The organism is Streptomyces sp. NPDC058326 (assembly GCF_042879855.1).
Taxonomy (GTDB): Bacteria; Actinomycetota; Actinomycetes; order Streptomycetales; family Streptomycetaceae; genus Streptomyces.
The window spans coordinates 151,080-174,440 of sequence record NZ_JBHVZO010000014.1 but is presented as its reverse complement, the minus strand read 5'-3'; the positions used below and the strand labels follow the sequence as shown (position 1 = coordinate 174,440).

Below are 23,361 nucleotides of genomic sequence, written 5' to 3'. Positions count from 1 at the left end.
CGAGGTGCGCGGGGCGTGACGGTGCGGCTTCGGGGACGGGATCGGTTCCGGCCACGAAGCCGCACCCTTCGGTGTGGTCCGGGGCCCGAATCGCCCTGTGTCAGCGGTGCCTGATTGACTGTCAGGACTGCTGACCCGTGACGAGACGGAGTGACCGATGTCCTACCCCGAGCCCCGCTACCACGGCGAGACCGGCGAGATCACTGCCTCCTTCCGGCCTGCCGGAGCGCCCGCCGACCTCGTCGTCGAGAACGGGACGGAGACGCACTACCTGGCCACCACCGCCTCCACGGGCGGGGAGTTCGGGCTCTACCGTGTCGACATGACCCCGAAGGCGGGCGGACCGGCCACCCACTTCCACCGGGGGATATCGGAGACCTTCTTCGTCCTCGACGGGACCGTCCGGCTCTACGACGGAGACCACTGGATCGACGCGACGAAGGGCGACTTCCTCTACGTGCCCACCGGTGGCCTGCACGCCTTCCGCAACGACTCCGACGAGGCGGCGTCGTTCCTGATCCTCTTCGCACCGGGCGCACCCCGCGAGGAGTACTTCGAGAAGGTGTCGACCGTCGCGACGATGACGGACGAGGAGCGCACCGCCTTCTTCGTGAAGCACGACACCTACTGGACGGACTGAGGGCCGCCCCCGGGGGCCAGGCCCGTCTTCGCGCCCGCCCCACAGAGCGGCACCACGGTGAGGCCGGGGCGTGGCGGGGCCGCCTGGACCGCCGCCCAGCAGGCCACGCCGGTGGACTCGACGAAGAGGCCGCGGTGGGCCAGGTCCCGCTGGGCCGAACGGATCTGGCCCTCCGTCACCGTCAGGAAGGTGCCGCCGGTCGCGCGTACCGCCCGCAGGATCTGGCGGGCGCGGGGCGGGGCCGGGATCGCGATGCCCTCGGCGAGGGTGGGGCGGGCGGGGGCGGGCGCGCCGAGTTCCTCCGCGCCCGCGTGGAAGGCCGTCGCCAGCGGGGACACGGCTTCCGCCTGGACGGCGACGAGCGCCGGCCGGGTGTCCGTGAGCCCGTGGTTTCGGAGTTCGTCGAGGGCGAGGGCGGCGCCGAGGAGCAGGGTGCCGTTGCCGACGGGGACGACGATCGTGTCGGGGAGCCGGCCACCGAGCTCTTCCCAGAGCTCGTACACATAGGTCTTGGTGCCGTGCAGGAAGTACGGGTTGTACACGTGCGAGGCGTAGAAGGCGCCGGGCTCGTCGGCCGCCGCCTGTGCCGCGCGGGCCGTCGCCTCGCGGTCGCCCGGCACCTCGACGACCTGGGCGCCGTGCGCCCTGATCTGCTCCAGCTTCTTCGGGGACGTGCCCTCGGGTACGTACACGAGGCAGTCGAGCCCGGCCCGTGCGCCGTACGCGGCGACGGCGGTGCCCGCGTTCCCGCTGCTGTCGGCGACGACCCGGTCGAGGCGGCCGGCCCGTGCGAGGCGGAGGGCATGGGCCGCGAGCATCACGGCGCCGCGGTCCTTGAAGGAGAGCGTCGGCATGAGGAAGTCGAGCTTGGCCGAGACGGACCCTCCGCCGGGCGCCGCCGCGGTCTCTGCCGCCGGTTTCTCCTCCGCCTTCGTGAGCGGTGCGAGGGGTACGAGCGGCGTACCGCCCTCTCCTAGCGTCACCTCCGGTGCGTAGGGCATCGGAGGTAGAGCTTCCTCGTAACGCCACAATGAATTTCCTCGTGACGCGAGTGACGGGAGGGAAACCGACGCACTCGCGAACTCCAGGTCCCAGGGTCCGCGGCATTCCGGACAACGCCAGGTGAGCGCGTCCGTGGGCGACTGGATCCGGCAACGGGAGCACACGTAGGCGGTCATGACCTCCAGCATGTCAGCCGTGTGGCGCGGTCGTTGCGGGGATGGCACGACTCTTGTGCGATTCCTATGGATCCGCCAATCTTTCGCTCGGCAGCCGAATGTCCGAGACGGCGCGGAGCCCGCGTCGCCTTGTCATGCTCCTGCCATTCCCCCACAGCAGCGCACCACCAATGAGGAGGACCCCTCACATGTCAGTGATGCGTGACTCACGCCGCCGAGTCGCCACCGCAGCGGCCATAGCCGTCGCCGCCCTCGCCCTCGGCTCCCTCTCCACCCTCCCGGCCGTCGCCTCACCGGCGGCCCCGGAGGGTGTCATCGAGAACGCCGGAGCCGAAGGCGCGATCGCCGGCAGCTACATCGTCACCCTCGAGGAGTCGGCGCAGGCCGAGACCGCGAAGGGCCGTGCGGTCGCCGCCGAGTACGGCGCCAAGATCAAGAAGACGTACACCTCGGCGCTCAACGGCTACAGCGTCGAGCTCTCCGAGGCGCAGGCCAAGAAGCTCGCCGCCGACCCCGCGGTGAAGTCCGTCGCGCAGAACCGCGTCTTCAAGATCAACGGCACCCAGCCCTCCCCGCCGTCCTGGGGCCTGGACCGGATCGACCAGCGGGGCCTCCCGCTGAACCAGAGCTACACCTACCCGGACACGGCCGGCACGGGCGTCACGGCGTACATCATCGACACCGGTGTGCGGATCTCCCACAGCGACTTCGGCGGCCGCGCCTTCAACGGCTTCGACGCCGTCGACAACGACAACGTCGCCCAGGACGGCAACGGCCACGGCACCCACGTCGCCGGCACCGTCGCGGGCAACGCCCACGGCGTCGCCAAGAAGGCCAAGATCGTCGGCGTCCGCGTGCTCGACAACAACGGCTCCGGCACCACCGCCGGCGTCGTCGCGGGCATCGACTGGGTGACCCGCAACGCCGTCAAGCCGGCCGTCGCCAACATGAGCCTCGGCGGAGGCGCGGACTCCACCCTCGACACCGCCGTCCGCAACTCGATCGCGTCCGGCGTCACGTACGCCATCGCCGCCGGCAACAGCAACGCCAACGCCTCGAACTACTCCCCGGCCCGCGTGACCGAGGCGATCACGGTCGGCTCCACGACCAACACCGACGCCCGCTCCAGCTTCTCCAACTACGGCACCGTCCTGGACCTCTTCGCCCCGGGCTCCTCCATCACCTCGGCGTGGAACACCGGCGACACCGCCACCAACACGATCTCCGGCACGTCGATGGCGGCCCCGCACGTCGCCGGCGCGGCCGCGCTGTACCTCGGGAACAACCCGACGGCCACCCCGGCCCAGGTGGGCACCGCGCTGGTGAACGCCGCGACGCCGAACGTGGTGACCAGCCCGGGCACCGGCTCCCCGAACCGCCTGCTGTACGTCGGTGACGGCGGCACCACCCCGCCGCCCGGCAAGAAGTTCGAGAACACCGCCGACTACGCCATCGCCGACAACGCGACCGTCGAGTCCCCGGTCACCGTCACCGGCATCACCGGCAACGCCCCCGCCACCCTCCAGGTGCCGGTGAGCATCGTCCACACCTACATCGGTGACCTCCAGGTCCAGCTGATCGCCCCCGACGGCTCGGCGTACACCCTGAAGGCCTTCGGTACCGGTGGCAGCGCGGACAACATCAACACCACGTACACCGTGAACGCCTCCTCGGAGGTCGCCAACGGCACGTGGAAGCTGCGGGTCACGGACAACGCGAACTACGACACCGGCAAGATCGACACCTGGGCCCTGCAGTTCTGAGGCACTCGGAGCTCTGAACCCGGCGGAACACAGTGAGGGGCGGTCGCCTGCGGGCGGCCGTCCCTTCCGTCCGTCGGCCCCGCGTGTCCGTCCCGCACACCCCTCCACGTACGATGCGCGACCGATCACCCGTTCGCGCCGCCCGCCCCGAACAGGAGCACCGTACCCGTGGAGCCGACCCAGCCGACCCCGCCGCCCCCCGCACCTCAGGGGGGCCCGCAGCAGGGGGGATGGCCCGCCCCGGGGCCGTACACCTCCCCTGGGATGCCGTACACGGCCGGCCCCTACGTCGGAGCTCCGGGCGCTCCCGGTACGCCCGGTCCAGGTGCTCCCGGAGCCGGGCCGTACGGCCTGCCCCGGCGTACCACCAACGGGCTCGCCGTCAGCTCCCTCGTCGCCGGCATCGTCTGCTGTCTCCCGCCCCTCGGGCTGATCCTCGGGCTCATCGCCCTCCCGCAGATCAGGAAGAAGGACCAGGCGGGCAAGGGGCTCGCCGTCACCGGCATCGTGCTCTCCGCCGTCAGCTGTCTGCTGCTCGTGCTCGGCCTCGTCAGCGGAGGCTTCCGTACGGCCTGGAGCGGCTTCAAGGAGGGCGTGGACGAGGCGTCCCGCTCGAAGTCGCCCTTCTCGCTGCGGACCGGGCAGTGCTTCAGCGACGACGGCAAGCTGGAGGAGTACACGGAGGAGGTCACGATCGTCGACTGCGACCGCCCGCACGACGGCGAGGTCACCGGAAACTTCAAGGTCACCGGCTTCGACAAGTGGCCCGGCGAGGACGCGATCGACGAGATCGCCCAGCCGCGCTGCGAGACGGTCAACGCCGCGTACGCGATGGACACCTGGGCCGTGCCGCAGGACGTCTGGGTCTACTACTACCTGCCGAGCAGCCAGAGCTGGCGCCTCGGCGACCGTACGGTGACCTGCGCGTACGCCACCGAGAAGAAGCCCTTCAAAGGCTCGGTGCGCTCCGACGCGTCCACCCTCACCCTCGACCAGGAGCACTTCCTGAGGTCCGTCAACCCGATCGAGACCGTCATGTACCGCGAGCCGGAGGACGACCCGGACGAGGACTTCGCCGCCAACAAGGCGTGGTCGGGGGAGATGCTCGCGGCGATCGACGCGGCGCGCGCGGACCTCGGGAACTACCACTGGTCCGGCCTCCCCAAGGCCCCCGTCGAGGCGCTCCACAAGGAGCTCGGCGCGGCCTCGAAGGAGTGGCGCAAGCTGGCGACGGCGGCCGACGCGGACGCCTATTGGGAGGCGTACGACACGGCCTGGGATGCCCTGCCCGACAGCGCGGAGGCACGGAACGAGCTCGGCCTGACGGACACTCCGCCGGAGGGCGAGGGCACCTCGGCCTGAGCCGCTGTCCCTCGCCCTCGGCCTCGTCCTCGTCCTCGCACGGGAACGGGGCCGGGACTCCCTCGGGAGGCCCGGCCCCGCCGGTGCGGACCGGGGCGGTGGGCGGGGGAGCGGCGGCCCGTGACCGACGGCCGCTCCCGTCTCCGCACCGCGAGCGGCGGGTCCGGTCCGCGGCTCAGGGGCCGGCCACCCGCGCGGGTGGCCGGGGCAGGGGCGTCAGCGCCGGGTCAGACCCCGGTCGATGGCGGTGATCAGCTCACCGTCCGCGGTGTCGCCGTCGAGGGACCAGACCATCGCGCCGCCGAGTCCGTGCTGCCGGACGTAGGCCGCCTTGGTGCGCAGTACGGCCGGGTCGTCGTAGGTCCACAGGGTCGTGCCGTCGAAGAGCCAGGCGTGGCCGTTCCGGTGTCCCCGGTGCAGCTCGTACGTCCCCGATTCGGCCAGCTTCTTCAGGTGCTTGTAGTCCTCCGAGCCGGCCGTCCAGGTCGCGGGGGCGGGGCCGGCCGCCGGCTGTCCGAGGCCGTCGCCGCCACCGGTCACGCCGGTCCAGCCCTGGCCGTAGAACGGCATGCCGACCACGAGCTTGTGGGCGGGAGCTCCGCGTCGCAGCCAGGCCTTGACGGTCTGGTCGACGCTGAAGTCGTTCTTGGCGAAGAGCGCGGACTGCTGGGCGGTCGTCTTCTCGCCGGAGACGTGGAAGTCGTAGCCCTGGAGGTTCACGAAGTCGAAGTCCCGCATGATCCGCGCGACTTCGAAGCCCGCGTCGATCTTGGCCGGGGCGGTGGGCACGTAGGCGCTGAGCTCGTAGTGCTTGCGCTTCGGCAGTGAGCGGCCGTAGGCGTCGAGCTGGGTGCGGAACTCCCTGACGAGCTTGGTGAAGTTGGGCTTGTCCTCCGGGCGGATGACGTTCCCGGGGGCTCCGTCCGAGCCCGGCCACTCCCAGTCGAGGTCGACGCCGTCGAAGACCCCGGCGGCGGCCCCGGCGCCGCCGCGGGCGCCGTCGACGGGCAGGTTGCCCTTGATGTACGTGTCGACGCAGGATGCGACGAGCGCCTTGCGGCCGGCGTCGGTGCGCACCGCGTCGGAGAAGTGCGCGGAGCCGCTCCAGCCGCCCAGCGAGATCATGACCTTGAGGCCGGGGTTCTTCGCCTTGAGTTCCCGCAGCTCGTTGAAGTTTCCGGCCAGTCGCTGGTCGGCGGAGTCGCCGACGCCGTCCACCGAGGTGGCGGCGTCGAGGGGGCGTACGTAGTCGGCCCAGGGGTCGGAACCGGGGGCGTTGCCCATCAGGCACCTGCCGTCCGGACCGATCACGCCGAAGGCGTAGTTGATGTGGCTGAGCTTGGCGGCGGTGCCGCTCGTCTCCAGGTCCTTGACCTGGAAGTTCCTTCCGTAGATGCCCCATTGGGTGAAGTAGCCGACGCGCTTCGGCTCGGGCTTGTGCCCGGAGGTCTGGTGCCCGGAGGCCAGATGTCCGGAGGCCAGATGCCCGGAGGCCAGATGCCCAGAGGTCTGGTGCTCGGAGGTCCGGTGTGCGCCGGCGGTGGGGGTGAGGGTGGCGAGGAGGCCGAGAGCGGCCGCGGCGGCCGCACCGAAGGTCAGCTTGGTCATGGCTCTGGGACGCATGGGCTCGTTCCTGTGCGAGGCGGGATGGCGCGTGCGAGGGGGAGCGTGCGGGGCGTGCAGGCAGGAACGTATTGGTCTGGACCAATGCGGGTCAAGGGGTTCGACGGCATCTACCGGGGGTGACCGTGGGTAGCAAGGTTTGGCGCCGGGTCGTCATCACTTCGAGTGAAACTTTGGCCCACACTTGCGGACCGCGACCCTGGGTCGTCACGCTGTAGCTGACAGTCAACCTGAGGGGAGTGTCCAGTGACGTTCGGTGAGCAGCCCGCCTATCTGCGCGTGGCGAGCGATCTGCGGGAGAAGATCGCCAACGGCTCGCTTCCGCCGCATACCCGCCTCCCCTCGCAGGCGCGCATCCGCGAGGAGTACGGGGTGTCGGACACCGTCGCGCTGGAGGCCCGCAAGGTGCTCATGGCCGAGGGGCTCGTGGAGGGGCGATCCGGCTCGGGCACCTATGTGCGCGAGCGCCCGGTGCCGCGCCGGATCGCCCGCTCCGGCTACCGTCCGGCAGCCGGAGCCAGCCCCTTCCGGCAGGAGCAGGCGGCCGAAGGGGCGCGCGGCACCTGGGAGTCGGGGAGCGAGCAGGAGCCGGCGAGCGCCGAGGTGGCCGAGCGGCTCGGGATCGAGCCGGGGGAGCGCGTGATGCGCACGCGGTACGTGTACCGGGACGGAGGCGAGCCGATGATGGTCGCCACCTCCTGGGAACCGCTCGCCGTCACCGGCCGGACGCCGGTCATGCTGCCCGAGGAGGGCCCGCTGGGCGGCTGCGGCGTCGTCGAGCGGATGGCGGCCATCGACGTGGTCGTGGACAACGTGGTGGAGGAGGTCGGCGCCCGTCCGGGCCTCGCCGAGGAACTCCTGGCGCTCGGCGGGGTGCCGGGTCATGTGGTGATGGCCGTCGAGCGGACTTACTACGCCTCGGGAAGGGCTGTCGAGACGGCGGACGTCGTGGTCCCCGCGGACCGCTACCGCCTCTCGTACCACCTGCCGGTGCGGTGAGCCCCGGCGGTGCCTCTCTGGCGTGGGTGGGGCTCTGGCGGCGAGGGGCTCTGGCGGGGGTGACGCTCCGGCGGTGAGGGGGTCCCCTGAGGCGGCGGCTCCCTCTCAAGGGTGTGCGCTTCGGCCGCCCTCCGTCGGTTCCCGGCCGATCCGTATCTCTTTGTGCAATTCCGTATCCGCTGTGTGAAGGTCAGGCGTAAGCTCCGGCATATGCGGATTGCGGTTTCCCGGAGATCCTTTGCGGCGCCCGGACCGGCGGAGGGAGAAGCCTGATGACCGACAGTGGCCCCGACCTCGCCTGGCTCGTCATTCGGCAGGACGACAACGGCAACCGCTACCGGGTGGGGCGGTACGCGACCAAGGACGAAGCGCAGAAGATCGCGGACAGTCTCGACGACCGCGGTCACAAGCAGCTCTACTGGGTCGAGCGCATCGGCAGTCCCGCCCTCTGAGCGCCGCGGGCTCCGGCGGGGCCGGGCTACGCTCGCGCCCATGACGGAACGCACCATCGACCCCGCCGCGCCCCCTGTGGTCGTCGTTGCCGGCGCCCTGTACGACGAGGGGCGTCTGCTCGCCGCGCGCCGCAGCGCCCCCGCCGAGCTCGCCGGCCGCTGGGAACTGCCCGGCGGCAAGCTCGAACCGGGCGAGAGCCCCGAAGAGGCCCTGGTCCGCGAGCTGCGTGAGGAACTCGGCGTCGAGATCGAGCCGGGTGAGCGCATCCCCGGCGAGTGGCCGCTGAAGCCCGGATACGTCCTCCGGGTGTGGACCGCCCGGCTGCTCTCCGGTGAGCCACGCCCGCTGGAGGACCATGACGCGCTGCGCTGGCTCTCCCTCTCCGAACTGGACTCGGTCGACTGGCTCGACCAGGACCGCCCCGCCGTCGCCGAGGCAGCCCTGAGACTCCCCGCGGTGCCCGGAGCCGGAGCGCGCGGCTGAGTCCCTACGCCGTTCGTGCCACCGTGCGCCCGCTGCTGCGCCCAGCGCGATATCCCGTCCTTAATTTCGGGTATGTCCTGATTGACCCGTTGGAAGAAGACGTGGGCCTTCCTGCTGACGCACGGCTGGGGAAGTGATCGGGTGTGATCGACACCGACGGCGACCGCGCCGAGTGGAACTTCCCGGCGGAGGCCAACGCCGTGCGCGCGGCCCGCCACGTCGTGCGCGAGACCCTGCGGGCCTGGGAGCTCGACACGGCCCTCGGCGATGTGACCGTCCTGCTGGTCAGCGAGCTGGTGACCAACTCCCTGCGGTACGCCTCCGGCCCGATCGGGGTCCGCCTCGTCCGCCCCCGCTCCGACGGCACCGATCCGGCCCAGCCCCCCGCCCTGCTCGTGGAGGTTTCCGATCCGCTTCCGGATCCGCCGACCGCGCGGGCTCCCGGACCCGAGGACGAAGGAGGCCGCGGCCTCGGTCTCGTGGCCTGTTCCGCCCGCCGCTGGGGAACCCGTAAAGGAAGGACCGGCAAAACCGTATGGTTCGAGCTGGCTCTGCCTGGTGAGTAAACAGGGTGGGACAACGATCACCGGTACTCGGCGCGAGGCGAACGAGACCACCCTGTGATCGTGAACGTCGTGCCGCCGGGGCCTGCCGTATTGAATACTGCGGGCATGGCCGGTCCGGTGCGGTGAGCTGGAGGGGACGGTCGCGTGAGCGAGATACCTGAGACGACGAGTGGCGGCGTCGTGTGGCAGAGCAGCCCGCCCGGCTCCATCTATGACTACATCCGGGTGGCCTCCTTCTCGATCGGGCCCGACGGTCTGGTCGAGCAATGGAGCCGCCGGGCCGTGGACCTCTTCGGGGTCACCGCCGAAGAGGCCAGGGGCAAGGACCCGGTCGAGGCCTTCATGCCCGCCGACCTGCGCGAGCGTGGCCACCGGCGGGTCAGGGAGATCCTCGACGGCAAGGAGTGGACAGGCCTCGTCCCCTTCCGGATGCCCGGCGAGGACCAGCCCCACGGCATCGCCGAGATCTACGTCATGCCGAGCGAGACCCAGTCCGGGGAACGCGCCGCGCTCTGCATCGTCGTCGACGTCCGCGCCCTGCGCCGCATCGAGACCGACCTCGCCGCCTCCCAGGCGATATTCGGCCAATCCCCCTTCGGCTTTCTCCTCTTCGGCACGGACCTCACCGTGAAGCGGGCCAACCGGCGCTTCGCCACCGTCTTCGGCGGCTCCGCCGACGACCACCGCGGCCGCACCGTCCACGACTACCTCAACCGGTCCGAGGCCGACCGGATGACCGCCGCACTCCGCAGCGTCCTGGAGACCGGCGAGTCCGTCACCGACTTCGAGATCGTCGGCGCCGCCCCCGGCGCCAGGGACCGCCGTCACTGGTCCATCAACCTCTACCGGGTGCACAGCGGCTCCGGCCGCCCCATCGGCGTCGCGGGCCTCGGCATCGACGTCACCCGCCGCCACAACGCGGCCAGGGAAGCGGCCAGCGCCCGCCGCAACCTGGCCCTGCTCAACGAGGCCGGCGCACGCATCGGCAACTCCCTGGACCTGGAGGTCACCGCCCGGGAACTGCTCGACGTCGCCGTCCCCGGCTTCTGCGACCTGGCCTCCGTCGACCTCTACCAGGGCCTCCTGACCGGCGACGAGGCACCGCCCGGCCGGTGGGGGAGCTCCCACGACCTCGGCTACGGCGCCGGCAGTGCCGAACTCCGCAGGGTCGCCGTCGCCAGCGCCGTCTCCGACACCCCGCTCAGAACCGAAGCGGGACCCGGACCGGGCAGCGGCTGTTGCGGACCCGAGCCGATCGAGCTCGGGGCCGTCCACCGCTATCCCTTCAACTCGCCGTGCGCGGGCGCCCTGCGCACCGGCCGTCTCCGGACCGTGCCGGGCGCCGACGGCGACCTCGTCCAGTCCACCCTCGTCGTCCCGATGGTCGCCCACGACATCGTCGTCGGCCTCGTCCAGTTCTCCCGCACCAAGGGCAGCGAGTCCTTCGGGGAACGCGACCGGGCCCTCGCCGTCGAGCTCGCCGCCCGGGCCGCCGTCTGCATCGACAACGCGCGCCTCTACCGCCGCGAGCACGAGCGGGCCCTGATCCTCCAGCGCAGCCTGCTCCCGCCCGGCGACCCCGAAGCGGCCGGGCTCGACATCGCCTGCCGCTACCTCCCCGGCACCGCGGCCACCGAGGTCGGCGGCGACTGGTTCGACGTCATCGAACTCCCCGGCCACCGCACCGCCCTCGTCATCGGGGACGTCATGGGCCGCGGCCTGCGCGCCGCCGTCGCCATGGGCGAACTGCGCACCGCCGTCCGCACCCTCGCCCAGCTCGACCTCGAACCCGCCGAGGTGCTCTCCCACCTCGACGAGATCGCCCGCGGCCTCGGCGCCCCCATCGGAGCCCAGCAGTCCCGCGGCCACAAGTCCCGCGGCCCCGAACTCTCCGAGGTCTACCTCGCCACCTGCGTCTACGCCGTCTACGACCCGGTCACCCGCCGCTGCACCTTCGCCAACGCCGGACACCTCCCGCCGGTACTCGTCGAACCGGGCGAGGAAGCCCTGCTGCTCGACGTACCCCCCGGGATGCCTCTGGGGGTCGGTGGCGAACCCTTCGAGGAGGTCGAGGTCGAACTTCCGGAAGGCGCCCTCCTCGCCCTCTACACCGACGGGCTCGTCGAATCCCGCGACCACCCCCTCGACGAGGGACTGAGCGCCTTCCGGCGCGCCCTCACCGACCCGGCCCGCCCTCTGGAGGACGTCTGCGACCGGGTCCTCAACAGCCTGGAGACCGGGCACGGCGAGGACGACATCGCCCTCCTCATGGCCAGGATCCAGGGACTGCCCGGCGAGGCCGTCGGCGACTGGCGGCTGCCGCGGGAACCCCGCTCGGTCGGCCGGGCCCGGGAACTCGCCCGCACCCAGCTCAAGGCCTGGGACCTCGAACCGCTCATCGACACCGTCGAACTCCTCGTCAGCGAGCTCGTCACCAACGCGCTGCGCTACGGCGAGGGAGAGATCCGGCTGCGGCTGCTCCGCGACAGGACCCTCGTCTGCGAGGTCTGGGACGCCGGTCTGGTGCAGCCCCGACGCCGCCGGGCCAAGGACACCGACGAGGGCGGACGCGGCCTCCAGCTGGTCGGCCTGCTCAGCTCCTCCTGGGGCTCGCGGCGCACCCCGCGCGGCAAGACCGTCTGGTTCGAGCTGGCCCTGCCGGACGGCGAGGGGGCGGCCGAACCGACGGTGGAACAGCTCCTCAGCATGTTCTGACCGGCGCCCGGCCCAGCCGGCCGCCAGCCGGAGGCACCTGCCGATCAGCCCTTGAGCGCGGCCAGCCGGGCCTCGATCTCGGCGCTGTCGCCCAGCGAGTCCAGCTGCTCGAACTGGGCGTCCAGGGAGGAGGCGGCGAGCTCCTGCTTGCCCATCGCCCGTGCCTCCTCCCGGCGCACCTTGTCCTCGAAGCGGCTCAGCTCGCTCGTCGGGTCGAGCACGTCGATGTTCTTCACGGCGTCCATCATGCGGTTCTGCGCCCGCGCCGACGTGGCACGGGCCACCAGCTCGTCCCGCTTCGCCTGCAACTCGCCGAGCTTGGCCTTCATCTGGTCCAGGCCCGTCCTGAGCTTCGCCACCACCTCGGTCTGCGCGGCGATCGTCGGCTCCGCCGTCCTCGCCTCCTTCTCCGACTGGAGCTGGCGGCCCAGCGCCACCTTCGCCAGGTTGTCGAAGCGATCGGCCTCCGCCGTCTGCCCGCCGCTCCGCAGCTCGTCGCCCTTCCGGCTGGCGGCCAGCGCCTTGCCGCCCCACTCCTTCGCCGCCTCCAGGTCCTCCTGGTGGTCCTGCTCCATCAGCCGGAGGTTGCCGATGGTCGCGGCCACCGCCTCCTCCGCCTCCGCGATGTTGTTCGAGTAGTCGCGGATCAGCTGATCCAGCATCTTCTGCGGATCCTCCGCCTGGTCCAGCAGAGCGTTGATGTTGGCCTTCGCCAGCTGGGTGACCCGGCCGAGAATGGTCTGCTTGCTCATCGCGCTTCTCCTTGCGAGGTACGGAAAATTCCTTGAGAGGGAGAGAAGAGGGCAGGTCACGGCTCGCGCCGCCCTCAGAAGCGGCCGCCGCCGCCCAGCCGGCCACGCGTGCCGCTGCCGCCGAAGCTGCCCGGCCCGCCGCCGAAGCCTCCGCCCCCGAACCCCCCGCCCGAACCTCCACCGAACCCCCCATGTCCGCCTCCCCTTCCACCGCCGAACAGTCCGCCGAGGATGATGCCGCCGAGCACCGCACCGCCGAGCCCGCCGCCACCACTTCCTCCTACTCCTGTTACACCGCCCAGGCCGTTCGGGTTCCCATAGGTCCGTACGTCCTGTTCGGCGAGGTCCTGGGCGCGCCGGGCCAGGGCGTCCGCCTGCTGGGCCTCCACGAGGGCGGTCGCCGGGTCGCCGGCGTCGGCGAGCGCCCGCGCCTTCTCCCAGCGGCGCTGGGCCTCGGCCAGGCGGGTGCGGGCCTCGCTGCCCACCGCGCCCCGGTGGGTGGTGACGTAGTCCGAGGCCGCTCCGATCGCCGAGCGGGCCGTGAGCATCGCCTGATCGAGGAGCGCGCGGGCGCGCCGCGTACCCGACTCGCGCTCCCGTGCGCCCTCAAGCGCTTCGTCGAGCGCCGCGTCGGCCTCCTCGACCCGGCGCAGGGCGCCGATCGGGTCGTAGCGCCCGGTGTCCACGAGGCGCCGCACCTCCGCGGCCACCGACCGGGCGCGGGCGATCCGGCCCTGGAGGTCCGCGGTGGACACTCCCTCGGCGGTCCCCTTCAGCAGGCCCTCGGCGTCGGCGAGGTCCGCGTCCGTCTCCGACAGCGCGCCCGGCAGCCTGCCGACCGCCTCCGCGAGCTCCTGGGCCCGCCGGTCCACGGCCTCGATCAGCCGGGCCGCCTGGTCCACGGCGCCCTCGGCTGCCCGGATGTGCACGGCGGCCCCGCCGTTGTCCCCGGTGTCGATCCGCTGGCGGGCCTGGTTGACGTGGGTCGCCGCGAACACGAGCCGGTCCCTGGCCTGTTCGACATGGCCCGCGACGGCCGCGGCGGCCGTCTCGGCGTACCGCTCGCGCATCGCGGTGAGCGCCGCCTCGGCCGTGCCCGTCCTTCCGGTCTGTTCCCTGAACGCGGCCTCGACGGACTCGAGGGCCTGGGGCGCGGTCCGCTCCAGGGCCCGGAGCCGGTCGAAGTCCTCGCTCTCGGCGTCGAGTCGCGCGTTCGCCTCCGCGCAGCGGCGCAGGATCTCGTCCAGCATGGTCCGGCGGGCCGAGTCGTCCTCGGGGAAGGCGTCGTCGAGCTTCTGCCGCAGCCGGAACGAGGCCGTCAGCTGTTCCTTGGCGAAGGCGACCGCCTCGGTGAAGGGGCGTACCGTCTCCTCGCCGAACTGTGCGGACGCGAAGCCGAGTTCCTCCTGGCTGGTGCGGACGGCGTCGTCCGTGTCGACGAGCGTCCGGCGGGCCTGTCCGTCGAGCGCGTCGAGGGACGGCGGCGCGGGTTCCTTCGGTGCGCCCCAGCCCTGCCCGTCCTGTGGCGTCGTGCGGGTCTCGGTCCGCCTGCGCCGTTTGAGGTACGCGTACGCCCCCACGGCACCGGCGCCGCCGACGAGGACCACCGGCAGGAGCAGATCGCTCCCCGAGGTGCCGTCGTCGGCGGCGCCGCCCGGGTCGGCGGGCCCGGGGGTGAGGGTCGGGACGGGGACGGGCTGTCCGGCGAGGACGGCGGCGTATCCGCCGGCGGCGCCGATGGCGGCACCCGCCCAGTCGTTCTGCCGCAGCGCCGGTTCGATCGCGGTCCGGGCCACCTCGTCGAGCTGGGCCTGGGTGAAGCGGGAGCCCGGGTCGGCCGAGTAGCCGTACTGGCGGTCGTGGGTGGCGACGGCGAGCAGGACGTCGTCGAGACCGAGGCCGTTGCGCTCCGCCGTGGCGTCGGCCCAGGTCTGGCCCGAGCGGCCGGAGAAGTCCCGTACGTAGACGACGAAGAGCTGGATCCGCCGTTCGTCGTAGAGCCGGTCGAGGGCCTGCGCCACGGCGCTTCGGCGGTCACCGAGGGCGCCCACCCGGTCGGTGATCTGACCGTCCCGGGACAGGACGGCGGGGTCGTCGGCGTGGGCACCGTGAACGGCGGGCACGAGGAGCCACCACGCCGCCACCAGTACCGCGAGAAGGGTTCGGGTGGCTATTCGCGTCACAGAAGGGAGGCTATGTCCGTGTATGTCGCTCCGCGAGCGGACCGAGGCCGGACGGAAACCATTCTGCACAGCCCCGCGTCACTGTCGGTAGTCACCGCTACGGTGTGAAGCGGTGGTACGGACGGCATGACGGCTCTTGGGGGGCTCGGGTGAGTGGACGGCTGAGGAGTATGTGGCGACGGGGGCGCTGGTTCGCGCTCGTCCTGGCCCTGGTGCTCGTGGTGCCCCCGCTGTTCGGCGCGCTCGCCCTGCGCGTCAGCTACACGGGCGACCTCAGGGAGGACGCGAAGAGCCGGGGCAAGGACGCCATCTGGCTCGGACACGCCTGGGTCGACGGGCGGAAGAAGGACGCCGACCTCGCCGCGTTCGCCGAGCGGATCAAGGGCACGGGCATACGCGACCTGTATGTCCACGCCGGCCCTCTGGAGCACGACGGCACCCTGCCCGCCGCCCGGTACCCCCGCGCGCAGTGGCTCATCGACGCCGTGCACCGCACGATGCCCGGGATACGGGTGCAGGCCTGGCTCGGAGACATCCTCGCCACCGAGGGCCCCGACGGGCTGCGCCTGGAGAAGGCCGAGTCCCGGGCCGCCGTGGTCACCTCGGCCCGGCAGATCCTGGACACCGGCTTCGACGGCGTCCACTTCGACCTGGAGCCGCTGCTCTCCGACGACGCCCACTACCTCTCCCTCCTCGACGACCTCGGGGAGCTGACCCGGTCGAGGAAGGCCCCGCTCTCGGTCGCCGCCCACCAGATCGACCCGCTGCCCGGCCTCCACGCGGTGAACGGCGCGGTCAGCGGCAGCGAGAAGTGGTGGTCACAGGAGTTCTTCGGGGAGGTCGCCAGACGGGTCGACCAGATAGCCGTCATGTCGTACGACACCTGGATGCCGCTGGAGAGCCTCTACGGCGGGTACGTCGCCCAGCAGACCAGCCTCGCCCTCGAAGTGACCCCCGAGTCCACCGATCTGCTGATGGGACTCCCCTTCTTCCACGAGGACGACCTCGGCCACCACGACAACGCGGAGACCGTCGAGGCGGCCGTCCGGGGCACCAGACTCGGCCTCGGACGCACCGACCCCGGCCGTGAGCGGTTCGGCGTCGCGCTGTACGTCGACTTCGCAGCGAAGGAGAGCGACTGGGCGGCCTACCGGGCCGGCTGGCACTGACGGAGGGGACCCCCGCGCACCCGGCGGGACCGGGCGGAGGAGGATGGTGCCGTCGGCGCGACCCGGCCGCCGCGCACAGGGGGAGTACGCCATGACCAGCCGTCTCTTGATGCCCTTCCGGACCGTCGGCGGGGTCCCGGCCCCTGTGGTGGAGACCGCCGGATCCACTCGGCCCACGCCGATCCTGGACGTGGCGCACCCCCGGGTCACCGCGCTCGTGGAGCGGGTGCGGCGGGAGGCCGAGGAGCGGGGCGCGGACTCGGACCGTGCCCGGCTCCGGACCGCCCACGGGATCATCGCCGCCACCGTGCGGCCGGTGTACTCGGTGGAGGACGTGCGCCGGGTGTCGCGGACGCTGCGGCTCGGCCGTGGCTCGTGCAGCCAGCGCATGGCGGTCCTTGAGGCGGTGGCCCGGTCGCTCGACGTGCCGACCCGGGTGCGGGGCCTGCTGGTCGACGGCGCGTTCTGGTACCCGCGCTTCCCGAAGGCGCGCCCGTTCGTGCCCGAGGAGGTGCTGCTCGCCTGGCCCGAGTTCCTGCTCGACGACACCTGGGTACCGATCGCGGAGCTGTTCGCGGGGCGTGGCGGCACGGGACCTGTCCCGAGCGGCTTCACCAACTCCGGCCCCGAGACCCTCTTCGAGGCCGTCGCCCGGACCACCGTCGACTGGGACGCCCCGGCCGCCTGCGCCGGCGCCGCCCCCTGCGACCTGTCCGCCCACCTCCGTACGGACCTCGGCCGCTTCTCCTCGCGCGACGAGCTGTTCGCCCGGCACGGCCAGACCCTGTGCCGCCCCGCCCGGACCCTGGCCGAGCCGGTCCTCGGCCGCTGGAGCGCGGGCGCGGGTACGGGCAGGGGTGCGGTCGGGGCGGGCGCTACGCCTTCCGCCGCCTGATCGTGTTGCCGAGCCACACGAGCGGGTCGTACTTCCGGTCGACGACCCGCTCCTTCAGCGGGATCAGGGCGTTGTCGGTGATGCGGATGGACTCCGGGCACACCTCCGTACAGCACTTGGTGATGTTGCAGTAGCCGAGCCCGTGGTCCTCCTGCGCCGTCCGCCGCCGGTCGACGCCGGCCTCGTCCGCCGCGTCCAGCGGATGCATGTCGAGCTCCGCGATCCGCATGAGGAAGCGAGGCCCGGCGAAGGCCTCCTTGTTCTCCTCGTGGTCACGCACCACATGGCAGGTGTCCTGGCACAGGAAGCACTCGATGCACTTCCTGAACTCCTGCGAGCGTTCCACGTCCTCCTGCCGCATCCGGTACTCGCCGGGTCCCACCCCCGGGGGCGGGACGAACGCCGGGATCTCCCGGGCCTTCGCGTAGTTGAAGGACACGTCCGTGACCAGGTCGCGCACGACCGGGAAGGCGCGCATCGGGGTCACGGTGATCACCTCGTCCCGGTCGAACACCGACATCCGCGTCATGCAGAGCAGGCGCGGTCTGCCGTTGATCTCGGCCGAGCACGAACCGCACTTGCCGGCCTTGCAGTTCCAGCGCACCGCGAGATCCGGCGTCTGGGTGGCCTGGAGACGGTGCACGACGTCGAGGACGACCTCCCCGTCGTGCACCTCCACGGTGTAGTCGGTCAGGGCACCGCCGCCGGCGTCGCCCCGCCACACCCGGAACCGCGCGTCGTACGTACTCATGCGCCCAGCTCCCCTTCCAGCTCGTCGTCGGCGAGGTACTTGGCCAGCTCCTCCGGTTCGAACAGCGCGAGCAGATCGGGCCGTACGGGCTCCGTACGGGTCCGTTCGAGCGTGATGCCGTCGACACCGCCGGTCCCGTCGACGCCACCGGTCCCGTCGCCGTCCGCCCGGCACAGCAGGTTCACCGGCCGCCAGGCGCGGTCCATCCCCGGGTAGTCCTCGCGGGTGTGCCCGCCCCGCGACTCGGTGCGTTCCAGGGCGGCGCGGGCCACGCACTCGCCGACGAGCAGCATGTTCCGCAGGTCCAGGGCCAGGTGCCAGCCCGGGTTGAACTGCCGATGGCCCTCGACGGCGATCCGCCGGGCCCGCGCCCGCAGGGCGGCGATCCGCTCCAGGGCCTCGGCCATCTCGCCCTCCCGCCGGATGATCCCGACGAGGTCGTTCATCGTCTGCTGGAGCTCCTGATGGAGCGTGTACGGGTTCTCCCCGGCGCCCGACGCCGGGCCGCCGAACGGAGCCAGCGCCTCGGCCGCCGCGGCCTCCACGTCCGCCGCGGCGACCGGGCCGCCGGTCCTCGAAAGGGCGTACTGCGCCGCGTACAGACCCGCCCGCCGCCCGAAGACCAGCAGGTCGGAGAGGGAGTTCCCGCCGAGCCGGTTGGAGCCGTGCATCCCGCCCGCGACCTCACCGGCGGCGAAGAGCCCCGGCACGCCCACCGTCGCAGCCGTCTCCGATTCGACGGCGACCCCGCCCATCACGTAGTGGCAGGTCGGCCCGACCTCCATCGCCTCCGCCGTGATGTCGACATCGGCCAGCTCCTTGAACTGGTGGTACATCGAGGGCAGCCGGCGCCGGATCGCTTCGGCCGGCATCCGGGTCGACACGTCGAGGAACACGCCGCCGTGCGGGGAGCCGCGGCCCGCCTTCACCTCGGCGTTGATGGCCCGGGCCACCTCGTCGCGCGGCAGCAGCTCGGGCGGGCGCCGGTTGTGGTCGGGGTCCTCGTACCAGCGGTCGCCCTCCTCCTCCGTCTCGGCGTACTTCTCCTTGAAGACGTCGGGGACGTAGTCGAACATGAAGCGCCGGCCGTCGGAGTTCCGCAGGACGCCGCCGTCGCCGCGGACGGACTCGGTGACGAGGATGCCCTTCACCGACGGCGGCCAGACCATGCCGGTCGGGTGGAACTGCACGAACTCCATGTTCACCAGGGGCGCCCCGGCGAGCAGGGCGAGCGCGTGCCCGTCGCCCGTGTACTCCCAGGAGTTCGACGTCACCTTGAAGGACTTGCCGATGCCGCCGGTGGCGAGGACGACCGAGGGGGCCTCCAGGACGAGGAAGCGCCCGCTCTCCCGCTCGTAACAGAAGACCCCGGCGACACGTCCGTCACCGTCCTTCAGGACGCGGGTGACCGTGAACTCCTGGAAGACCTTCAGGCGCGCCTCGTGGTCGCCGGTCTCGCGGTGGTCCTCCTGCTGGAGTCCCACGGTCTTCTGCTGGAGGGTGCGGAGCAGTTCGAGGCCGGTCCGGTCGCCGACGTGTGCGAGCCTCGGGTACTCGTGGCCGCCGAAGTTGCGCTGTGAGATGCGCCCGTCGGGTGTGCGGTCGAAGAGCGCGCCCCAGGCCTCCAGCTCCCAGACCCGTTCGGGGGCCTCCTGGGCGTGCAGCTCGGCCATCCGCCACTGGTTGAGGAACTTCCCGCCGCGCATGGTGTCGCGGAAGTGGGTCTTCCAGTCGTCCTGGGGGTGGACGTTGGCCATGGAGGCGGCGATGCCGCCCTCGGCCATCACGGTGTGCGCCTTGCCGAAGAGGGACTTGCAGATGACGGCCGTACGGGCGCCCGTACGGCGTGCCTCGATCGCGGCGCGCAGCCCGGCGCCGCCCGCGCCGACCACGACCACGTCCCACTGCTCTCGCTCGACGTGCGTCATCTCAGAAGAACCTCGGGTCGTCGAAGGTGCCGGTGGCGAGCAGGTACACGTACAGGTCGCAGAGGGCGACGCTGATCAGGGAGGCCCAGGCGAGGAGCATGTGGCGGGCGTTGAGCCGGCCGGTCCAGGTCCACAGCCGGTAGCGGACGGGATGCCTGGAGAAGTGCCGCAGCCGGCCGCCGACGATGTGCCGGCAGGAGTGGCAGGAGAGGGTGTACGCCCAGATGAGGGCGATGTTGACGAGGAAGAGGAGCGTCCCGAACCCGGCGTGACCCCAGGCGTAGTCGGCGTTCCGGAAGGTGAGCACGGTGTCGTACGTGAGGATTCCGGCCACCGGAAGCGCCGCGTAGAAGAAGTACCGGTGGAGGTTCTGCAGGAGCAGCGGAAAGCGGGTCTCGCCGGTGTACGCGCGGTGGGGTTCGGCCACCGCGCAGGCCGGGGGAGCGGCCCAGAAGCCCCGGTAGTAGGCCTTCCGGTAGTAGTAGCAGGTGAGCCGGAAGCCCAGCGGGAAGACCAGGATCAGCAGGGCGGGCGAGAGGCCCCACCAGCTGCCGAAGATCTCCCAGTTCGGCCCGCCCCTCATGGGGACGCAGTTCTCCGCCAGGCAGGGCGAGTAGAACGGTGAGACGTAGGGCGCCGCGTAGTAGTCGGCGCCGGCGAAGGCCCGCCAGGTCGAGTACACGACGAAGGCGAGGAGTCCGGCGGCGGTGGCGGCGGGGGAGAGCCACCACCGGTCGGTGCGCAGATGGCGGGCGGTGATGGCGGCGCGGCCGGGGGAGCGAACCCCCGTCGCCGCGCCGGGGGGTTCCGTACCTGTGGCCAACAGGTCCTCCTACGGTCGGTTGCCGGTAGGTCCTACGGCGCGTGGCGGTCGCGTGCTCCCAGCCCCTCGTCGTCCGTGTCCGTCCACAGTCCGCTGTCGTACGGCGTGTCGGGGATGGTCACCAGGCTCTCGGCGCGTCCGGAAGCCGGGGCCGCGGGTGCGCCCCGCTCCGCCGTGACGGAGCGCTCCAGCTGTCCGACCGTGCGGACCAGGTCTTCGAGGCAGCGCTTGACGGCCGCCAGATCGTCCTGAACGGACATGGTTCGCCCTCACTTCCGCGAGCGGCTTCGGCAGGAGTGTCGCGCGTCACATCCCGCTTGGGAAGCCATGTGCACGGGATTCCACTCGTCCGGAGCGCCCGGTCCTCGGGGGGTTGGGCCGCACGAGTGGCGTTTTTCTGGCGCGCCGCCGTGTCGCCGTGGCCGGATCTGCTCCGTCCTTTTCAGTGTATGAGCAATAGGTGTGATCATCTCCAAATGGAATGAATCTGGACGAAGGGGTACAAGTCATGTCCCAGATCGGCGCCCCTCGCGGGAGGACATGCTCCAGGAGCCCCCGCTCCCGCACGCTCCGCTCCGTCGCCACCCTGACCAGCGCCGTCCTCGCCGTCACCGTCCTCGCCGGATGCAGCTCCGGCGACGAGACCGACGGGGCCCCGGCCGCTGCCCAGGACAACGCGCCCGCGGCACGCGAGAAGGTCGCCGACGGAGGCACACTGCGCTGGGCCGTCGACGCCCTGCCCACCACCTTCAACACCTTCCAGGCCGACGCCGACGGCACCACCTCCCGCATCGCGGGGGCCGTGCTCCCCTCCCTCTACACGCTCGACGAGCGGGGCAGGCCGCAGCGGAACCCCGACTACCTGGAATCCGCGCAGGTCGCGGAGACCGAGCCCAAGCAGGTCGTCCTCTACAAGCTCAACCAGCAGGCGGTATGGAGCGACGGCCGCGAGATCGGGGCGCCCGACTTCGTGGCCCAGTGGCGGGCACTGAGCGGCCGCGACACCGCGTACTGGACCGCCCGCAACTCCGGCTACGAGCGGATCGAGAAGATCGAGCGGGGCAAGAACGACCTGGAGGTACGGGTCACCTTCTCCAAGCCCTACGCCGACTGGCAGTCCCTCTTCACCCCGCTGTACCCGAAGGAGGTGATGGGCTCCCCGAACTCCTTCAACGACGGAGCCCGCACCACCCTCAAGGCCACCGCAGGACCGTTCCTGCTGAAGGCGACCGACCGCAAGAGCGGCGACGTCACCCTCGCCCGTAACCCCCGCTGGTGGGGACAGCCCGCCAAACTCGACAGCATCGTCCTCAAGGCCGTCCCCCGCGCCGACCGCGCGGACGCCCTCGCCGCCGGCACCCTCGACCTGGCCGAGATCGACCGGTCCACCGCCGAGCGCATCGCCCTCGCGCTCCGCGACGCCCGCGCCGGGCGCAACGGCGCGCAGGCGGCCCTCGCCCACGGCCCCGGCTCCTCGATCACCCCCTCCAAGGCCCTGGAGTCCTGGGCGCTCGCCCACGGGTCCGACGAGGAGAAGGCGGAGGAGGTCCAGGCCGCCCGCAGGAAGAACCAGGAGGCGATCGCCCGGTACGCGAGCGCGCAGGACACCCTGGCGAAGTACGTGGTCCGCAAGTCCCTGGAGCCCGCCTACACCCAGCTCTCCCTGAACGGCGAGTCGGGACCGCTCGCCGACGAGCGGGTACGGCGCGCGGTGGCGCGGGCCATCAACCGCCAGGAACTCGCGGAATCCGTCCTCAAGCCGCTCGGCCTCCCGGCGCATCCCCCCGGCAGCCACCTGGCCCTCGCCGGGCAGGCGGCGTACGCGGACAGCAGCGACGCGCTCGGCGACCAGGACACCGAGGAGGCGCGGGCGCTCCTCGCCGACGCGGGCTGGGTCCCGGGCGGCGCGGTGAAGAAGCCGGCAGGGGCGGGCACGAAGGCGGGCAGCGAGGCCGAGAAGAAGGCAGCCGAGAAGAAGGCGGCGGAGAAGGTCGGAGAGAAGGGAGAGAAGAAGGAAGGGGAAAAGACGGCCGAGAAGACCTCCCCCGAGAAGACCTCCCCCGAGGAAGCGGCGGACAAGAAGACGGCGGACGAGAAGGGGAGCGACACCGCATCCGACGAAGGCCTCTACATCGTCGGCGACGACAAGCCGGGCGAGACCACCGGCGACGACAAGCCGGGTGAGCGCCGCGCCCCCGCCATCGGCGCCCCCGCCCCCCTCATCGCCGCCGCCGACCCCGAGGACAGCACCCACGCCCTCGCCCCGGCCCCCGCCGCCCCCCGGAGCGCCGAGCTCCTCGCCCCGGCCGAGGCACTCGACACCGGTACGGGCTCCGGCGCCCGCGCCGGCCACCCCGTCGTCAGGACCGACAAGGGCGTCGCCGGGGCCTACGCCCCGCGAGGCACCGCCGCCCCCGCGGCCGTGCCCGACAGCAGCCGCGCCCTCGGCAAGGACGGCAAGGCGCTCAGCCTCCGCTTCGTGCTGCCGTCCGGTCCCGGCTCCGAGTCACTGCGCGCGGTCGGCGACCGGATCGTCCGGATGCTCGACGCGGTGGGCATCCGTACCGAGGTCACCAAGGTCTCCGACGACAGCTTCTTCAAGGACCACGTGGCTTCGGGCGACTACGACCTGGCCCTCTACTCCTGGCCGGCCTCCGCCTTCCCGGCGACCGACGCCCGGCCGATCTTCGCCAAGCCCGAGCCGGCCTCGGACGGCTCGCTCCTGGTCGAGCAGAACTACTCACGCGTCGGCACCGACCGCATCGACCAGCTGTTCGACCAGGCGGCGGGGACGCTCGACGAGGAGGAGGCCCGCGACCTGGTGCGCCAGGCCGACGCCCGCATCTGGGCCGCCGCCGGCTCCATCCCCCTCTACCAGCGGCCGCAGCTCGTCGCCGCCAGGGCCGATCTGGTGAACGCCGGGGCCTGGGGTCTCGCCGGTCCCCGCTACCAGGACATCGGCTACAAGAAGGCCGAATCCGCCAAGGGCGCGGAACGAAACCGCTGAAAGCTCTGAAACCGCAGGTCACAACCTCAGAAGCAGCTCAATTTCCTTGCCCGCCGGTGATCCCGGCGGGC

General features: G+C 71.9%; 19 protein-coding genes. 11 read left to right on the top strand and 8 right to left on the bottom strand.

What is annotated here, in order from left to right; translation table 11 throughout:
* Positions 1-157 precede the first annotated feature (157 nt).
* On the top strand, positions 158-640 hold the full coding sequence (locus tag ACFVYX_RS24890) for a cupin domain-containing protein (protein WP_389683670.1): 483 nt from the start codon (positions 158-160) through the stop codon (positions 638-640).
* Here ACFVYX_RS24890 and ACFVYX_RS24885 read toward each other — a convergent pair.
* Positions 625-1,830 carry a pyridoxal-phosphate dependent enzyme gene (locus tag ACFVYX_RS24885; RefSeq protein ID WP_389683669.1) on the bottom strand — a complete coding sequence of 402 codons (1,206 nt, stop codon included), beginning with the start codon at positions 1,828-1,830 and terminating at the stop codon, positions 625-627. The genes ACFVYX_RS24890 and ACFVYX_RS24885 overlap by 16 nt on opposite strands.
* 176 nt (positions 1,831-2,006) lie before the next feature.
* Between ACFVYX_RS24885 and ACFVYX_RS24880 the strand changes: the two genes are divergently transcribed.
* The gene (locus ACFVYX_RS24880; RefSeq protein WP_389683668.1) at positions 2,007-3,581 is read left to right on the top strand and encodes a S8 family serine peptidase; all 1,575 of its coding nucleotides are present in this window, start codon (positions 2,007-2,009) and stop codon (positions 3,579-3,581) included.
* 264 nt (positions 3,582-3,845) lie between these two features.
* The gene (locus ACFVYX_RS24875) at positions 3,846-4,943 is read left to right on the top strand and encodes a DUF4190 domain-containing protein (RefSeq protein ID WP_389683667.1); all 1,098 of its coding nucleotides are present in this window, start codon (positions 3,846-3,848) and stop codon (positions 4,941-4,943) included.
* Positions 4,944-5,159: 216 nt separating this feature from the next.
* Here ACFVYX_RS24875 and ACFVYX_RS24870 read toward each other — a convergent pair whose 3' ends face one another.
* Positions 5,160-6,566, bottom strand: a complete 1,407-nt coding sequence (locus tag ACFVYX_RS24870) for a glycoside hydrolase family 18 protein (protein WP_389683666.1) — start codon at positions 6,564-6,566, stop codon at positions 5,160-5,162.
* 246 nt (positions 6,567-6,812) lie between these two features.
* On the opposite strand from ACFVYX_RS24870, the gene ACFVYX_RS24865 reads away from it, so the two are divergent.
* The 5 genes from ACFVYX_RS24865 to ACFVYX_RS24845 all read left to right on the top strand — a co-directional run bounded on the left by ACFVYX_RS24865 (position 6,813) and on the right by ACFVYX_RS24845 (position 11,782).
* Positions 6,813-7,565 carry a GntR family transcriptional regulator gene (locus ACFVYX_RS24865; protein ID WP_389683665.1) on the top strand — a complete coding sequence of 251 codons (753 nt, stop codon included), beginning with the start codon at positions 6,813-6,815 and terminating at the stop codon, positions 7,563-7,565.
* 272 nt (positions 7,566-7,837) lie between these two features.
* The gene (locus tag ACFVYX_RS24860; protein WP_389683664.1) at positions 7,838-8,017 is read left to right on the top strand and encodes an SPOR domain-containing protein; all 180 of its coding nucleotides are present in this window, start codon (positions 7,838-7,840) and stop codon (positions 8,015-8,017) included.
* A gap of 40 nt (positions 8,018-8,057) precedes the next feature.
* Entirely contained in the window at positions 8,058-8,501 is a 444-nt protein-coding gene (locus ACFVYX_RS24855) for a (deoxy)nucleoside triphosphate pyrophosphohydrolase (protein WP_389683663.1), read from the top strand.
* 143 nt (positions 8,502-8,644) lie between these two features.
* A complete protein-coding gene (locus tag ACFVYX_RS24850; RefSeq protein ID WP_389683662.1) occupies positions 8,645-9,067 on the top strand; it encodes an ATP-binding protein in 423 nt (140 codons plus the stop codon).
* Positions 9,068-9,211: 144 nt separating this feature from the next.
* The gene (locus ACFVYX_RS24845; RefSeq protein WP_389683661.1) at positions 9,212-11,782 is read left to right on the top strand and encodes a SpoIIE family protein phosphatase; all 2,571 of its coding nucleotides are present in this window, start codon (positions 9,212-9,214) and stop codon (positions 11,780-11,782) included.
* A gap of 44 nt (positions 11,783-11,826) precedes the next feature.
* On the opposite strand, the gene ACFVYX_RS24840 is transcribed toward ACFVYX_RS24845, so the two are convergent.
* Positions 11,827-12,534 carry a PspA/IM30 family protein gene (locus ACFVYX_RS24840; RefSeq protein ID WP_389683660.1) on the bottom strand — a complete coding sequence of 236 codons (708 nt, stop codon included), beginning with the start codon at positions 12,532-12,534 and terminating at the stop codon, positions 11,827-11,829.
* 74 nt (positions 12,535-12,608) lie between these two features.
* Positions 12,609-14,717 carry a TPM domain-containing protein gene (locus ACFVYX_RS24835; RefSeq protein ID WP_389683659.1) on the bottom strand — a complete coding sequence of 703 codons (2,109 nt, stop codon included), beginning with the start codon at positions 14,715-14,717 and terminating at the stop codon, positions 12,609-12,611.
* A gap of 170 nt (positions 14,718-14,887) precedes the next feature.
* Here ACFVYX_RS24835 and ACFVYX_RS24830 point away from each other — a divergent pair, with 170 nt between their 5' ends.
* Positions 14,888-15,886, top strand: coding sequence for a hypothetical protein (locus ACFVYX_RS24830; RefSeq protein WP_389683657.1), 999 nt, complete (start codon positions 14,888-14,890; stop codon positions 15,884-15,886).
* 91 nt (positions 15,887-15,977) lie between these two features.
* Positions 15,978-16,781 carry a transglutaminase domain-containing protein gene (locus ACFVYX_RS24825; RefSeq protein WP_389683656.1) on the top strand — a complete coding sequence of 268 codons (804 nt, stop codon included), beginning with the start codon at positions 15,978-15,980 and terminating at the stop codon, positions 16,779-16,781.
* Here ACFVYX_RS24825 and ACFVYX_RS24820 read toward each other — a convergent pair.
* From ACFVYX_RS24820 to ACFVYX_RS24805, 4 genes are read right to left on the bottom strand one after another with little or no spacing between them, the layout of a single operon-like run.
* The gene (locus ACFVYX_RS24820; RefSeq protein WP_389683655.1) at positions 16,762-17,532 is read right to left on the bottom strand and encodes a succinate dehydrogenase/fumarate reductase iron-sulfur subunit; all 771 of its coding nucleotides are present in this window, start codon (positions 17,530-17,532) and stop codon (positions 16,762-16,764) included. The genes ACFVYX_RS24825 and ACFVYX_RS24820 overlap by 20 nt on opposite strands.
* Entirely contained in the window at positions 17,529-19,460 is a 1,932-nt protein-coding gene (locus ACFVYX_RS24815; protein ID WP_389683654.1) for a fumarate reductase/succinate dehydrogenase flavoprotein subunit, read from the bottom strand. The genes ACFVYX_RS24820 and ACFVYX_RS24815 overlap by 4 nt, the downstream gene beginning before the upstream one ends.
* 1 nt (position 19,461) lies before the next feature.
* On the bottom strand, positions 19,462-20,283 hold the full coding sequence (locus tag ACFVYX_RS24810) for a hypothetical protein (RefSeq protein WP_389683652.1): 822 nt from the start codon (positions 20,281-20,283) through the stop codon (positions 19,462-19,464).
* 32 nt (positions 20,284-20,315) lie between these two features.
* A complete protein-coding gene (locus tag ACFVYX_RS24805; protein WP_389683651.1) occupies positions 20,316-20,543 on the bottom strand; it encodes a hypothetical protein in 228 nt (75 codons plus the stop codon).
* Positions 20,544-20,791: 248 nt separating this feature from the next.
* On the opposite strand from ACFVYX_RS24805, the gene ACFVYX_RS24800 reads away from it, so the two are divergent.
* A complete protein-coding gene (locus tag ACFVYX_RS24800) occupies positions 20,792-23,290 on the top strand; it encodes an ABC transporter family substrate-binding protein (RefSeq protein ID WP_389683650.1) in 2,499 nt (832 codons plus the stop codon).
* Positions 23,291-23,361 lie beyond the last annotated feature (71 nt).

What these genes read in the sequence shown, in the direction of transcription:
- ACFVYX_RS24820 (WP_389683655.1), bottom strand. Translation starts at nt 17,532, where the DNA reads ATGAGTACGTACGACGCGCGGTTCCGGGTGTGGCGGGGCGACGCCGGC.
- ACFVYX_RS24860 (WP_389683664.1), top strand. Translation starts at nt 7,838, where the DNA reads ATGACCGACAGTGGCCCCGACCTCGCCTGGCTCGTCATTCGGCAGGAC.
- ACFVYX_RS24840 (WP_389683660.1), bottom strand. Translation starts at nt 12,534, where the DNA reads ATGAGCAAGCAGACCATTCTCGGCCGGGTCACCCAGCTGGCGAAGGCC.
- ACFVYX_RS24880 (WP_389683668.1), top strand. Translation starts at nt 2,007, where the DNA reads ATGTCAGTGATGCGTGACTCACGCCGCCGAGTCGCCACCGCAGCGGCC.
- ACFVYX_RS24875 (WP_389683667.1), top strand. Translation starts at nt 3,846, where the DNA reads ATGCCGTACACGGCCGGCCCCTACGTCGGAGCTCCGGGCGCTCCCGGT.
- ACFVYX_RS24805 (WP_389683651.1), bottom strand. Translation starts at nt 20,543, where the DNA reads ATGTCCGTTCAGGACGATCTGGCGGCCGTCAAGCGCTGCCTCGAAGAC.
- ACFVYX_RS24855 (WP_389683663.1), top strand. Translation starts at nt 8,058, where the DNA reads ATGACGGAACGCACCATCGACCCCGCCGCGCCCCCTGTGGTCGTCGTT.
- ACFVYX_RS24800 (WP_389683650.1), top strand. Translation starts at nt 20,792, where the DNA reads ATGTCCCAGATCGGCGCCCCTCGCGGGAGGACATGCTCCAGGAGCCCC.
- ACFVYX_RS24815 (WP_389683654.1), bottom strand. Translation starts at nt 19,460, where the DNA reads ATGACGCACGTCGAGCGAGAGCAGTGGGACGTGGTCGTGGTCGGCGCG.
- ACFVYX_RS24870 (WP_389683666.1), bottom strand. Translation starts at nt 6,566, where the DNA reads ATGCGTCCCAGAGCCATGACCAAGCTGACCTTCGGTGCGGCCGCCGCG.
- ACFVYX_RS24830 (WP_389683657.1), top strand. Translation starts at nt 14,888, where the DNA reads ATGTGGCGACGGGGGCGCTGGTTCGCGCTCGTCCTGGCCCTGGTGCTC.
- ACFVYX_RS24885 (WP_389683669.1), bottom strand. Translation starts at nt 1,830, where the DNA reads ATGCTGGAGGTCATGACCGCCTACGTGTGCTCCCGTTGCCGGATCCAG.
- ACFVYX_RS24825 (WP_389683656.1), top strand. Translation starts at nt 15,978, where the DNA reads ATGACCAGCCGTCTCTTGATGCCCTTCCGGACCGTCGGCGGGGTCCCG.
- ACFVYX_RS24890 (WP_389683670.1), top strand. Translation starts at nt 158, where the DNA reads ATGTCCTACCCCGAGCCCCGCTACCACGGCGAGACCGGCGAGATCACT.